This window comes from Desulfocicer niacini (genome assembly GCF_054657595.1).
Genome location: NZ_BAAHYK010000048.1, coordinates 11,834 through 26,180 on the forward strand (window position 1 = coordinate 11,834; position 14,347 = coordinate 26,180).

A 14,347-nucleotide genomic window follows, 5' to 3' on the forward strand; every position below is an offset into this window, starting at 1 on the left:
GTTACCTTTCTTTTATGGCACAATAATGGTATCATCGGCCTTGATACGGATATTATTGTCCAGGTCCCTTCCCTTTAAAAACCCCTTATAATTGATTCGAAATACCTGCTCATTACCCTGCACCCTGCGGATCAAAAGAATTTCATCCTTGGCGGCCCATTGGGTAAACCCGCCGGCAACGGCAAAGGCCTGCATGATGGTCATATTTTTTTCTATGGGGTACTCTCCAATGCGCTGGACCTCCCCCAGCACATAATATCGCTGGCTCACCGGATTGATCAGCATCACCGTGACAATGGGGGATTCCACATAGCCTGCCAGGCGGTCCTCCAGAATTTTTTTCAACTGCATGGGAGACAGCCCCGCCGCCTGGACATCATTGACCAGGGGAAAGGTAATTTTCCCATCCAGACGTACCGTTGCCGCCTCCACGGAAAGTTCGGGTTCTTTCCAGGTAAAAATTCTCAGCACATCTCCATGGCCGATGGTATATGAATGATCGGACTGGACTGTCGGGCCGGGTTTGACCGCCTGGCCGGCCATGGCCATATGCGTCGCTATCAGAAACCACACCCCCATCCCCCACACAATCTTTTTTGTCATTCCCATTTTTTTCTCCTTTTTTATCCTCACCATTGACCGTAACACAAAGCTCCGCCCTTTGAATTACATAAGATAAGAGATTCTGGCCCGGCCAGCAGAGCACAGATAATAAATGTGAAAAACATTCAGGTAAAGCCAGAACAAGTAATCAGGCCCGGCGGCAGATGACAGATACCCCCGAATTCATGCCACTGCCCGACCGATGCGATGATCACTTCCCCAGATACCATGATGTATCAAAAAGGACAATAAAATAATTCAAAGGCTTACGCTTGTTGTCGTTGACCCGATAATTGCCATCATTGGCGGACCAACGGGATCAGGTTTGGCAGATGTTATGATCAAGGGCCATTAAAACATACCTGCCTGTTACCTTGCTCCCCGGCCAAACAGAACGGTCTTAATGGTCCGCAAAAGGATAATGATATCAAGAAAACCGGACAAATTCTTAATATAAAAAAGATCGTACCCCAGTTTTTCAATGGTATCTTCCATGGAAGCCCCATAATCACACAGGACCTGGGCCCATCCGGTGATACCCGGTTTTACCTCAAACCGGGCCATATAATAAGGAATTTCCTTTTCAAGCTGCTCCACAAAATATTTTCTCTCGGGCCGGGGCCCCACCAGACTCATGTTACCAATAAAAACATTCCACAACTGGGGCAATTCATCCAGACGACACCATCGCATAAACCGTCCCATGCGAGTAATCCTGGGATCATTTTCCTGGGCCCACACAGGCCCGCTGTACTTTTCTGCATCCTCTACCATGGATCGAAACTTATACATGGTGTAGACCTTGCGATATTTTCCCACCCGCTCCTGACTGAAAAGCACCGGCCCCGGGGAATCGAACTTTACTAAAATGGCGGTAATAACACCCAGCGGAAATAAGAGTACCAGCAGCAGAAATGAAATAAACAGATCCCCCATGCGCTTGAAGCATTGGGTAATCCTTGAATACCGAAATCCCCGGGAAAAGATAAGCCAGGACGGATTAATCTCTCGCACCAGAAGCTTGCCGGTCAATGCCTCATAAAAGGTATTGCCCTCCAGGACCTCAATACCGGACATCTTACAAAGCAGCAATTCCTTTGTGGGGAAGCTGCCCCGTTTATCTTTAAGGGCCACCACGATTTTATGAACCCCGAACTTTTCCACCATTTCGCAAAGCTTGGTTTTCTCGTTCAGAAAATAAAATTTGTCCGCCACATATCGCTCAAGAATTTGATGGGTGGCTTCGGGAATAACAGCGGTGACGGTGTAACCGCAATCAATGTTTTCATTTATATAACAGAGGATATCCATGGCCAAGCTGCCTGAGCCCAGCACAATAATCGTTTCATTAAACCATCCTTTTTTTAATACAAGGATGTATAAAAGTCGCCACACAAGAAGCATTAAAATCAAAAACACAATGGCCAGGGTAAAGACCATGGTCGCCACAATTGTCATGGGAAACAGCCAGTAAATAAGCGCAAGGACAATGGAGGCACTGCCAAGGGCCATGAGCAAACGAATAATGATCTCTGGCACCGAGTTGGAAACATTTAAGTCATACAGATCAAAATAATAAAGAGAGAGCTGACAGATCACCGTAATGCCGAAGATCCGGCATAACAACAGCACATCCGAGAAAACACAATAGCTTTGCGTCAAACAAAAAAAAGATAACACCATGGAAAAGAAAATGATAAGCCCTTCAAACATGAAAAATAGAATATTTCTAACAGGATGGTACTGTTTAAGAATATCCAGCATCTGTGATTTCCTTTTAGAGCATCAGAAGGTATTGAGCGCTTTGCACAATTTTTATTCTTTCAAAATCATGGTCCGCAACATACTGTTTTCATTGATAGTGCCTTTGAAATGGGGTGGGTCCAGCAAATGTGACGAGTGGCCCATGCTGTGACCGGACGTCATGATGGGCCAGCCGGGGTGGACTGACCACTAGACATGGATTAACCATAAGTGTAATTTTTCACTTTATTTGCATAGTTTTTCACCACCCCCAGGATTTTTTCCCTGCCATAGGTATCCACAAGATCTTTGAGATCACTTTTTTTAGAATATCCGGTTTTCACAACAATAACGATGGCATCCACCTGACGTGCCAGGGCATTGGCCTCTGCCGTCACATAGGGTGGAGGCGAATCAATGATGATATATCGATCTTGATACCGGGCCCTGACTTCCTGCAGCAGTTTTCTCATCTGTTCCGATGAAAGCAATTCAGATGGGTTCGGCGGCGGGGTACCACAGGGAAGAATACTCAATTTATCCAGCATGATTTTTTTTAAAAGGCGGGGAAGCGGGGTACCCCGGGTCAGATATTCGGTAAGGCCCGGTGTATTGTCCGGCAGGCCGAATATTTTATGGATGGTGGGGCGTCTCAAATCACAATCCATCAGAAGCACATATTCATCAATGCTGTTTGCCATGGTTACAGCAAGATTGGCGGCAACAAAGGACTTTCCTTCTCCGGCAGCGCTGCTGGTGATCATGATTGTCCGGGGCGGCTCTCCCTTATCAGGAAAAAGAATGGCCGTTTTTAACATACGGAACTGTTCCGCCTCGGGGGAATGGGGTTTATTGTAAGCAATCAAAGATTTGTGGGGTTCCTGGATTTCCAGAAGCCCGGAAGAGGTGTCCACCCGTGGCGGGGTATCAACATCGGAAAACGCATCGGTCCGTGACGGCGCATGGGACCGTGGCGGGGTATCAGACACCGGAGACGCATCGGGCACTGCAGGCGCAACAGGTACCACCGGGACATCCGGCACCGCAGGGGCATCCGGCACCGCAGGGACATCCGGAACCGCAGGGGCATCGGGCACCGCAGGGGCATCGGGCACCGCAGGGGCATCCGGAACCGCAGGGACATCCGGCACCACAGGGGCATCGGGCACCGCAGGGGCATCCGGCACCGAAGCAACATCAGAAGGGGCAGAATCCGGCAAAACCTCAGCAGCTTTTCTTTCAATTTTTTTCCGGGGTCGTGGCGCCCTTGGGGGAGGGGCCTCCGGCTTTTTTTTATCCCTTGCCCCACCGGCATATTTTGATTTTTTAAGTGCGGTAAAAATTTTTCCCATTTTACATTTTCCTTAGAAAAATTCTAAAATTTTATCCACGCCCGTAAAATAAACAAAGCCAAAAGCACCCATAAGTAGAAACAGATAGCTCACAAGAAGAAAAAAAAGCAGCCATTGAATGCGTTTTTTTATCTGATTTTCCGGTATTTTCAATGGAGCCACACTGGCCAAAATGGGAAGTCCGGCACCCTTTTCAATTTCTTCGTCCCGTCGAATGCTTCGGTCAAAAAACACCAGAAGAAAAATAATGCCGCCCCCTAAGCCAGCTCCAGCAGCAAAGGAAAGCATAAACAATTTTCTCACATCCGGAGAAATGGGTCGCTGGGGCAATGTGGCAAAATCCAGAATACGAAACTGTTCACCCTTCTGTTTTTTTTCCATGTTCACAGAAAGTTCAGCCTCCAGCTTTCGATCCAAAAGCGAGCTATATATTCCTTGGATATTGGTGTAATCGCGCTCCAGTGATCGGAGTTCCTGCTCCCGCTGGGGGGTTTCTTCCACCCGGCGCTGGTATATTTTCATGCGGCGCTGAATATCACCAATATCCCGCTGGGCCTGATGCTCCTCATTTGTCAGTTGATTGAGCTGTATCTCCTGCTGAATTTTTTCCTCCTGAACAGCTGTCCAGGCAGGGTTTGTCTCGGTATCAGGCGTATCCACCGGAGGCGTATCGGTTTCGGTACTCAACCGCGCTTCGGCTTCCACTATCTGTTGCAGCCTTGCAATAACAGCGCGCTGTTTTAGAACATCGGGATGTTTATTCGTATACCGTAAAAGTAAATCTTCAAGATCACGCCTGGCCCGGGCAAGCCGAATGACAGGATCACTGGGGGGTGAATTGTCCCCTGTTTCGGTGATATGCAAAGTGCTGGCCTGATGACTCACACTGGATCGAAGTTCTTTGATCTGGGCAATCTGGGATTTAAGGCTGGAGATATTGTTTCTGGTTTCCCGGAGCATGTTTTGACGATCGGTGAGTTGCTGCTGCAGTCGGTCCAGAGTTCTTAAATTAGATTCCAGTTCATCGGGCAAGCCGCCCATAAATTTAGAGCGATAGTTGGACAGGATTTGTTCTTTTTCCACCAGTTTCTGGCGTGTTTTTTCCAGTTCCGCCTCCAGGAAATCGCTGGTCCCCACGGCCTGGGCTTCCCTGATTTTCAGGTTCTCATTCATGTAAAAACTGGCCAGGGCATTGGTGATTTTCATCACCCGTTCAGGCTTGGTTCCCTTGTAGGAAATGGAAAAGGCATCTGTTCCCTTCCGGTCCTTGGTAATAGTTACCTTAATACGCTTCCGGAGAATCCTTATTTTATCTTCCAGATAGAGATCCCTGCCCTCATCCCCCTGGAAAAGTCCAAACTGATCAATGATCTTTTCCAGGTTGCTTCTGCTCAAAATCTGCTGGGAAATAGTGCTGATACGCTCTTCAATGCCTGAAGTGACAAGGGATTTCACATAGGCGCCCGGTACCTTCTGTGGTTGAACCAGAATGGTGGTGGAAGAGGAATAGACCCGGGGAATAATCAGGGACAAACAAAAGCCAACCGAAAGGGTGATGCATAACGGAATAACCACCAACCACCGGTAACGCAAAAGAATATCGATGATTTCATCCGGTTTTATGGGTGATTCATTTTGTTGCATACACGCCCCTGACCTTGGATTATCATACCTGTCTTCCATGACAGGGTTGGCTGTCACATCGACAATTCAAATTAATAATTTTTCTTCTCCCGATCCATATCCCGCTGCATATCCCGGTTTTTTATGCTGTCCCGCTTGTCATAGAGTTTTTTACCCTTGGCAAGACCCAGCTGTACCTTGATTTTGCCGTTCTTGAAGTATATCTTCAAGGGGATAATGGTAAAACCCCGCTCTTTTATCTTGACGGTGAGCTTGTTGATCTCCCGGCGGTGGAGCAGAAGTTTCCGGGTGCGCAGGGAATCGTGGTTATCATAATAGGCGTGCTTGTATGGAGAGATGTGAAGCTGACGTATGAACACCTCGCCGTTTTTAATGTCGGCATAGGAATCCTTCAGATTCACCCCCCCCTCCCGGATGGATTTCACCTCGGTGCCGGCAAGCACGATGCCTGCCTCCACCTCATCGGAAATATGGTATTCGTGCCGTGCCTTGCGATTGGTTGCAATTATTTTTATGTGATCGGATTCCATTGGTCTTTTTTACCTGTGGGCGTTTGGTTTTGGGTACTGGGTGCTTGGTTATAGGTTCTGGGTTCTGACAAAGGGGGTCAGGCTTGTGTTATTGGTGTTTATATGAAAAGACAGCCTCCAAGGCAACTTCAGCAGAGCCGCCCCCCCGATGGGCAATAGGAACCGGACAATTGAGCTGTCTATAGTTCCGGTCCGGGCCCATTGCCCGTCGGGGGGGACGGCGGTATAATACCATTTGGCTCCGCGTCTACGACCCTATATTTGTTGTGTCCGACAGGACATGACCGTTATTGACTAAATCCTGTGCAAACGCCAAAGCCACCGATAATGCCAATAACGCAAGCCTGACCCCATCAATGGTTAAACCTCAGATCGGGAAAATAAAACTATGCCTTTGAAATGAGACTGCCTGGTTATTGAAGAATATCCGGGAATGAGGCCTTGACAAACCCATAAATCTCCTCGGTCTTATCCATGGTCAGAACCTTTTCCGCCACCCGGCAGGCTTTCTGGTAATCAAGTTTCCGAATCACCTGTTTCACCACGGGGATGGACCCGGGGTTCATGGACAACTCAGTAAAACCAAGCCCCATGAGCACCGGCACATTCACCGGATCTCCGGCCATTTCACCACAGATGGTGACCGCAATGTCTCTGTTGTGGGCCGCATCCACCACCATTTTAATCAACCGCAGCACCGCCGGATTTAAGGGGCGGTACAGATGGGCTACCTGGCGGTTGTTTCTGTCAATGGCCAGGGAATACTGAATGAGATCGTTGGTGCCGATGCTGAAAAAATCCACATGATCAGCCAGGTCATCGGCCATGATGGCAGCAGAAGGCACCTCAATCATGATGCCCAGGGGAATATCCTTGTTAAACACCATTTCTTCATGGGTCAGATCCATGATGGCCCGGTCCAGGAGCTGGCGAACCTCAATGATCTCCTCCACACAGGTGATCATGGGAATCAGCAACCGAATATTGCCAAAGGCCGCAGCCCGGAGGATGGCCCGGATCTGGGTAAGAAAAATTTCCGGGCGTTGGAGGGAAAACCGCACGGCACGCAGGCCCAAGGCGGGATTTTCTTCCCGGATATTTTTTAAATAGGGCAGCACCTTGTCGCCGTTGATGTCCAGTGTCCGGATGGTCACAGGCTGGGGACTGATAAGTTCCACGGCCTCCCGGTAGCGTTCAAACAGCTCTTCTTCTGTGGGAAATCGCTTCTGATCAATATAAATAAATTCCGTTCGAAACAGCCCTACACCCTGGGCTGCATTGTCTCTGACGGACACCACCTCTTCCACAAGCTCAATGTTGGCCATCAGGTTCATGGCATGACCATCCACCGTGACAGAGGGCAGATGACTTTCCCGGGCAATGAGTGCCCGGTATTGTTCATACCTTGCCCGGCGCTCCTCGTACTGAAACAGGGTATCCTCTTCGGGATTTACGATCAACAGACCCGAAGAGCCGTCCACAATGAGAATATCATCGTTCTGCACATTAATGGTGGCGGTACCAAGGCCCGTCACCGCAGGAATATTCAATGATTTTGCAATGATGCTGGTGTGGGAGTCCCGGCCCCCGCGGTCGGTGACAAAGCCCTTGATGTGCTCCAGCTGAATCTGGCTGGTGTCCGCCGGGGAAAGATCGTGGGCCACCAGAACCACCCGCATGCGGATGTCTGATATCTTGATGTCCTGGGCACCCATGAGCTGACGCATGATCTGCTCGGACACCTGGGAGATGTCCGCCACCCGGGATTTGAGGTAATCATCCTCCATGCGCTGGAACATGTTCTTTACCTGGCGGGTGACCTTTTTCAATGCCCATTCGGCATTGATGCGCTCATGGGAAATGGAATCAATGGTTTTGCCGTAGAGAAGTTTATCCTTGAACAACACCAGATGGGTCTCCAGGATGTCCACCTGGCTGGAGAACTCTTCTCCCAGGGACTCCACCACAGCCTTAAGCTCATCCTTGGCCTTTTTAACGGCATTTTTAAACCGGTTCACCTCGGCCGGGATATCCCGTTCCACAATGGCATACCGTTTAATAAGGTCCACGCCCTCTCTATCCACAAGGTAGGCCTTGCCGATGCAGATACCAGGTGCACCGCCAATGCCCCGGATTACCACCTCTTTTGACTCTTTTGATTCCGCTTTATCCATCCGTCAATTCTCCAAACCCGTTTTCAAATGCGGCCTCGATGCGGTCCAGCAGGGGGAGATCAAGTTCCGATTCAGCCTCCAGAACAAAGGTTTTTCCCAGTGTCCCACTGATGGAGAGAATATCAATGACGCTGGCGGCATCCGCCTTATAGTTGGCGTCTCCCAGCCAGATGGTCTTTTCTGCTGTCCGGGCAATCTTTGCGATGATGGCAGCCGGTCTGGCATGGAGCCCCAGGGGATTTACCAATGTCACTTTACGTGATAATACTTTAAAATCTATCAATTTTTTTACTGACCAGCACAAATGGAATGTCAGGATTTCAACGTGGGTATTTATTCTGGGTCCTGACGTTCTACACCTGCCCCGGTATGAACTCCATGGTTAACGTACACTGTTTTTTACTCTTTTCCGCTTTCAATCCTGTCCCCTTCAATATAGGTATCCGGGCAAAAAGTCAATAAAGAACCCCGATAAACCACAGCCCCACCGGTGGAAAAACCCGGGGTCCGGCCGGTCCCATGCCATCGTCCTGGGGGGGCCTTCTCATTTTCCCGGTTTAGTCACAATCTGGTTTATCTGTCATAGTTGGTGGGGCCAACGGGATCAGAATTTCAGGATCCAGTTCTGGTAGGTTTTATTTTTCGGATCAATCTCCAGGGCTCGCTGGGCGTAATTCAGGGCATCTGTTTCCATTTTCTGCTGGTGGTAGGCCCTGGCGATGTTGAAATAATACCCGCTGGTGTCAGGTTTCAATTCAAGACACTGCTGCCAGTCCTCAATGGCACCGGAATAATTTTTCAGGGTCCATCTGATCCAGGCCCGGTGGTTGTAATAGCCGACGCTCTTCTTTTTTACCGTTTCAATGGCGTGGGTGATGGCCGTTTCTGCCTGTTCATGTTTGCCCATGCGCTGGAGTGCCCGGCAGAAATAATAATGGTAATGACTGTTACTGCTGTCCAGCACCGTGGCCCGCTGGCTGGCAATCTCCATGGTATTCCAATCCTTTTGTTTTTCGGCCAGGGTGGCCATAAGATACCAGGCATGGGCCGTGGGCTTTTTGTCAATGATGCGCTCCAGTCGCGCTTTGGCCACCTCCAGCTGCCCCATGTCCATGAAACAGCGCACCATGATCATCTCCCCCACCGGGGAGTGGCGGCGTTTTTCTTTCACATACCGGGCAAAATTGATGAATTCATCAAACAACTTCTCTGCCCGGAACTGATTGTAGATGGCTGTGTATTCTTTTTTAAGATTTCCGGACCTGCCAAGGGCCTTTAAAAACAGCTCAAAGCTTTTATCCATATCCTTTTGTTTAAGATACAGACCTGCCAGATACCGATAGGTATAAGCGGCGTTGGTATGGGCCTGGTATGCCATGCTTTTCTGATAATATTCAATGGCGGCGTTCACATCACCGTCTTCCATGGCCATGGAAGAAAGAATGGACAGGGTCTTCCGGGGGGTGGTGTCAGTGGCAAGGGCAAGCAGACAGCCTTGACGGAAAACGGCCCGGACATCCGGGTCAAACCAGACCTGTTTTTTCAGATAAGCATGGGCCGACGGATAAATGGTACCGATGTTTTTAACAACCTGCTGCAGCTCCTGGGGCATCCGGTGTCGATGAAAATAATTGGCAAGTTCATATCGAACGGTGATGCCCGAGGGACGAAGAAGGGCAGCTTTTTGAAACAATGGCAGCGCATCGTAGGTAATGGAGCTAACCCCGGGATTGAAATAGGAATGAAGAACTGCCAGCTTATCGGTGACCTTGGCGTACCAGAAGGCTGTTCGATAGCTCAAGGGATCATGGGCCACGGCCGCCTTAAGGTAATTATGGCCTTTTTTAAACAGCTGATAGGCTGATTCCAGGCTCCGGCGACGGTCCATCCCCACCGCTGACTGATCGGCAAGGATCATGGCCTGCTGGTACAGGGTCTTTCCCAGGGCCGTATGAATCCGGAACAGATCCCGGGGGGCCAAAACAGAAGCAAGGCCTGCGGGCAATATCTCTTCGGCCCGGGCAAGATGAACAGCGGCTTCATCATAATGCTCAAGTTCATGGGCACGAAGGCCCTTCTGGTACGCATACCGGGAAAAAAACAAGACCAGCAGCCAGGCCATCAAAACAAAATAAATAACTGTAATGACAATTATTTTAGGATTATACCTGAACTTATTTAAGCTTGTCAAACACCTGCCTGGCACTGTCACACACACCTCAATTTACCCCATGGGCTGTCAGTTTTATATAACTCACATGGCAGGCAATACCTGCCACAACGAAAAATGAAACTTTCATTATTTCAGCACATTGGCTGGAGTTTCATATAAAAATACATGGCTGCAACAGCAGCCAGCACAAAGAATCATGGCTGTTTTATCTTGACCGCAATGACAATTCAAGATAAAAAGCCGCATGTTTCCTTTTAATCTGACATGTCACATTGTGTTTGCCATGGCACTTTTTCTGGTATCAGCCATCATCAGCCTGGGCCTGATCAAATACACCCAGGCCAAGGGGATCCTGGATATCCCCAACGGCCGATCCTCCCACAAGAAACCCACCCCCACCATCGGGGGCATTGCAATTGTATTCACCTTTTTTCTGAGCATGCTGGTATTGTATCTCTTTGACGGCAAAACCATCATCGCAGAAAAATTTTTTCTGGGTTTTACCCTTGGTGCCCTGCTCATTGCCGGCATGTCTTTGTACGATGATCTGAAAAAAAAGGCCTTTTATATCCGCCTTGCCACCCATGTATTTGCCGTTGTTGTGGTCATGGGGTCCGGGATCATCATCCACCGGGTGGATTTTCCCCCGGGGATGCCCTTGTTCACCAACCGAACCCTGGGCATTGCGGGATATGTCATCACCTTCTGGTGGATGCTGGGCATGATAAACGCTTATAATTTCATGGATGGACTCAACGGCATGGCCGGGGGTAATGCCATCATTGCCGCAGGTTTTTTCTGTGTCATCACCTGGTTTCAGGGAAGTAATTTTGCCTACATGGTTTCTTACACCATCATGGCCGGGGTGCTGGGATTTCTGATTTTTAATTTTCCCCGGGGAAAACTTTTCATGGGGGACATCGGCAGCACCTTTCTGGGATTTACCTTTGCCACGCTGCCGATAATTGCCTCATTGTATGACAATGCCCACACCTCGCTGCTGGTCATGCCCCTGCTGCTGTTCCATTTTATCTATGATACCAGTTTTACTTTTCTACGCCGGCTTTTCAAGGGTGAAAACGTGTTTCAGGCCCACCGCACCCATCTGTATCAGTTATTTAACCGACTGGGATTCACCCATTTCAAGGTAACTGTTTTTTACTGGATGGTGGCAGTGCTGCAGGGATTCGGTGCGATATTGATGATCCACATCTCCGGCCCCATGCGCCTTCTGGTGTTTGTGCCCTTCTTAATTTTTCAGGTGATTTATACCATAATCATTGTCCATCACGCACGGAAAGGAGGTTTATTGTGAATCCGTCATCTCCCAACATCATCTTTGGACTAAAGGATTATCCCCGCCCGCGGCAGTCGGGCTTTTTCTACCATAAACCACCCACAATATTAGGCAATTTTCAAATAAAAACCCTTGCTGTGCTGGATCTTTACATCACCGAGGAAGCCTACCTCACCCAGATACTGTCGGAGGGCATTGACAAGCTTTTAACCGACAAAGAGATTGCCGCCAGAAAAGAATTTTATCTCACCAACTACGCCACGGAAAACATGAAAGACTTTGTACAAAAAATTCTTCACCAGGTCATCCAATCCAAACTATAAAATTGGGTAAAATTGGGGTCAGGCTTGGCTTATTGGTGTTATTTTAAAAAAATCCCCAATACTTCCCCCCCCAATAACACCAATAAGCCAAGCCTGACCCCGTTAGATCATGGAGGCCAACAGGGTGAAGAGGACGAAGTTGGCGGGGATATGCAGGTTAAAATCGCTGAAGCTGTGTATGAGAATGGCCACCACCGCGCCCATGACCCCCAGGGTTATCCCCCGGATCTGTCGGCTGCGGTTGCTCATATTTGCAAACCCGGCCCGGAAAAACAGAAACAGAAACCAGGCCATCAGCGGTATAATCAACACCCCGCAGTCTGCCATGAACTGCAGATAGTCATTATGGGCATACACCGCAAGCACTGCTGCCCCGGGCTCCTGATATGCCGGATAGGCCTCGGTGAAGGTTCCCGGCCCTGTGCCTGTGAAAACATTATCGGCGATCATCTGCCGGGTCCCCTCCCACATGCGAATCCGCCCCTCCAGATTGTCTGCCGCATCATTTTCAATGAGGGTGTTCAGGCGCTGCACCACCGGGGTACTGGCAAGCAAAACCGTTCCCACCACAGCAATACCCACCACAATGGAAACCAAAAGCTGCTTGTGTCGAAAATCCTTGCGGAACAGCAGCACCATCATCATAAATACCATGGCCCCCACCGTGGCGGTCCAGCCCCCCCGGGACAGGGTCATGGCCTGGGCCACAATGAAAAACAACACCAGGCAGATCATTCCCAAACGCATCTCCGGGCTGCGCTCCCTTGTGAGAAACAGACCCAGCATCATGGGAATGGCCATATCCAGAAAGCCCGCCATGTGATTACGGTTAACATAGGGCCCGGAAAGAGATGTGGAGTTGGGGCGTAAAATCTCGGGATATTCCCAAAGTCCGGGGATGCCCATGTCAAAAAGTTTAAGCATACCGAAAAAAGACAGAAACAAAGCCGTGCCAATGATGACATACACCATCCAGCGCTGCTCGTTGCGAAAGCGAAGGGTCTGACGACCTGCATAAAACAGCACCAGACACACACCAAGGGTCAGCATCCCCTCCATTGCCAGGCTTTTATGGGGGGAGAACAGGGCGGAGACTCCCACCAGCAGGCCCAGGGGCAACATGACCATCCTTAAATTGTATTTTTTCGTGGGGCGGGCTTTTTTTCCAGAATGGACAGACTTCAGGGGAACTTGCCTGGATTTAATCATATCCTCCCGGGGTTTTTGCGCCGGGTCCGGTGTATGAACAGAAGGTTTTTCATCCACAAAAACATACCGCACCAGCAGAACCATAACGCCAGCGGTCAACACCAGCATCTGTATCAATGTTTCGGCCCACAGGTTGACAGATCCCCTTAACATGGGTGTCATCACCACCAGCACACAAAGCACAAAAAACGATGCATGCCTCATTGTTGAACTGATTTTTTCCATTTCTCTCCTTCAAATTGGGGTCAGGCTTGGCTTATTGGTGTTATTTCAGCCGCCAGCTGATCAATTTTATCATGCAGACTGGCAAACTTTGTCCGCCGATCCCGCAATTTGGTCACCTGTTTACTCATGGTCGTAATATCCCTGCCCAGAAAATCTGCCACATCATTCAGGCCGTGCGTGGTGTAATCAATGGCCAGCAGCGCAATAATGGCCCGGGCCTCGGCATAGGAGCGGTTCCTGCTGCCACTGGTAATATGGTGGGGAGGCAGATCCAGCTTTTCCGCCACCACCCGTGTCAGGGTTTTCAGGCCAAGCTCGGATACCTGGGATTCACCCACGGTGTCCATGACCTTGCGGACAAAATCATCGTCCCCCAGAATGCGCCCCTGGAGATTACCCTTTCTCAGCATGTCAAGGCTCTCATCCCCCACCGTTTTCCCCATGAAATGAAGATACCGGGCCTGGGCCGCTGTTTCTGTGGGGCCAAAAAACTTCAATCCCGAATCTACGCAGAGCCAATCAGGTGCCCGATCCGGTGCCTGATATGCACCATGGCTGCTGTTTTCATATTCCAACGCATCCGCAACCAGCCCGGCGCGCACGGGATTGAGGTGAATATATCGAATCAACTCAAGCATATATCCCTGGCCATCCACCAGTATCGCTTTGTACCGCCCCTGGAACAGATGCCCCACCCTATCGTAACATTTATTAAACCAGCGGGTGTATCGCTGGGAGAGGTTCTGCATCATTTTAGACAGAGGTATCTGGTCCACCTGCAGGGCCATATGCACATGATTGGGCATCCAGCAATAGGCATAAATCCGCACATAACACTTTTCCGCGCTCTGCCCGAGGATGGTTTCAAACTGCCGCACCCCCTCCGGCCCCTTGAAAATGGACTGCTTGGCATTGCCACGAAGCATCACATGGTAAAATGCGCCAGGATAGTGGATCCTCGGTTTTCTTGCCATATAACCTCCTCTTTATATTGGGGTCAGGCTTGGCTTATTGGTGTTATTGGGAGGTAACGTATTGGCGATTTTTAAAATAACACCAATAAGCCAAGCCTGA

12 protein-coding genes are annotated in these 14,347 nt (G+C 49.5%); 2 read left to right on the forward strand and 10 right to left on the reverse strand.

All coding sequences use genetic code 11. The annotated features are described in order from the left end of the window. Positions 1 to 12: 12 nt before the first annotated feature. The 8 genes from ACYQ2M_RS20475 to ACYQ2M_RS20510 form a co-directional block, all read right to left on the reverse strand. Entirely contained in the window at positions 13 to 609 is a 597-nt protein-coding gene (locus tag ACYQ2M_RS20475) for a polysaccharide biosynthesis/export family protein (protein ID WP_459918244.1), read from the reverse strand. 363 nt (positions 610 to 972) lie between these two features. After that, positions 973 to 2,367, reverse strand: a complete 1,395-nt coding sequence (locus tag ACYQ2M_RS20480; RefSeq protein WP_459918245.1) for a TIGR03013 family XrtA/PEP-CTERM system glycosyltransferase — start codon at positions 2,365 to 2,367, stop codon at positions 973 to 975. Between the two features lie 200 nt (positions 2,368 to 2,567). Next, complete coding sequence (locus tag ACYQ2M_RS20485; protein WP_459918246.1) at positions 2,568 to 3,698, reverse strand: polysaccharide biosynthesis tyrosine autokinase; 1,131 nt, start codon at positions 3,696 to 3,698, stop codon at positions 2,568 to 2,570. Between the two features lie 12 nt (positions 3,699 to 3,710). Next, a complete protein-coding gene (locus ACYQ2M_RS20490) occupies positions 3,711 to 5,342 on the reverse strand; it encodes a GumC family protein (RefSeq protein ID WP_459918247.1) in 1,632 nt (543 codons plus the stop codon). 71 nt (positions 5,343 to 5,413) lie between these two features. Next, on the reverse strand, positions 5,414 to 5,872 hold the full coding sequence (gene smpB / locus ACYQ2M_RS20495) for an SsrA-binding protein SmpB (protein WP_459918248.1): 459 nt from the start codon (positions 5,870 to 5,872) through the stop codon (positions 5,414 to 5,416). 413 nt (positions 5,873 to 6,285) lie between these two features. Then, positions 6,286 to 8,046, reverse strand: a complete 1,761-nt coding sequence (gene ptsP, locus ACYQ2M_RS20500) for a phosphoenolpyruvate--protein phosphotransferase (protein WP_459918249.1) — start codon at positions 8,044 to 8,046, stop codon at positions 6,286 to 6,288. Next, on the reverse strand, positions 8,039 to 8,329 hold the full coding sequence (locus ACYQ2M_RS20505; protein WP_459918250.1) for an HPr family phosphocarrier protein: 291 nt from the start codon (positions 8,327 to 8,329) through the stop codon (positions 8,039 to 8,041). The genes ptsP and ACYQ2M_RS20505 overlap by 8 nt, the downstream gene beginning before the upstream one ends. 321 nt (positions 8,330 to 8,650) lie before the next feature. Beyond that, the gene (locus ACYQ2M_RS20510) at positions 8,651 to 10,237 is read right to left on the reverse strand and encodes a tetratricopeptide repeat protein (protein WP_459918251.1); all 1,587 of its coding nucleotides are present in this window, start codon (positions 10,235 to 10,237) and stop codon (positions 8,651 to 8,653) included. 226 nt (positions 10,238 to 10,463) lie between these two features. On the opposite strand from ACYQ2M_RS20510, the gene ACYQ2M_RS20515 reads away from it, so the two are divergent. Together ACYQ2M_RS20515 and ACYQ2M_RS20520 are read left to right on the forward strand one after the other, a co-directional pair. Continuing rightward, a complete protein-coding gene (locus ACYQ2M_RS20515) occupies positions 10,464 to 11,534 on the forward strand; it encodes a glycosyltransferase family 4 protein (protein ID WP_459918252.1) in 1,071 nt (356 codons plus the stop codon). Then, positions 11,531 to 11,839: a hypothetical protein gene (locus tag ACYQ2M_RS20520; protein ID WP_459918253.1), complete on the forward strand. Its 309-nt coding sequence runs from the start codon at positions 11,531 to 11,533 to the stop codon at positions 11,837 to 11,839. Before ACYQ2M_RS20515 ends, ACYQ2M_RS20520 begins: the two co-directional genes overlap by 4 nt. A 102-nt stretch (positions 11,840 to 11,941) precedes the next feature. Here ACYQ2M_RS20520 and ACYQ2M_RS20525 read toward each other — a convergent pair whose 3' ends face one another. Further along, positions 11,942 to 13,273, reverse strand: a complete 1,332-nt coding sequence (locus ACYQ2M_RS20525) for an O-antigen ligase family protein (RefSeq protein WP_459918254.1) — start codon at positions 13,271 to 13,273, stop codon at positions 11,942 to 11,944. Between the two features lie 20 nt (positions 13,274 to 13,293). Beyond that, positions 13,294 to 14,247, reverse strand: a complete 954-nt coding sequence (locus ACYQ2M_RS20530; protein WP_459918255.1) for a transposase — start codon at positions 14,245 to 14,247, stop codon at positions 13,294 to 13,296. Positions 14,248 to 14,347 lie beyond the last annotated feature (100 nt).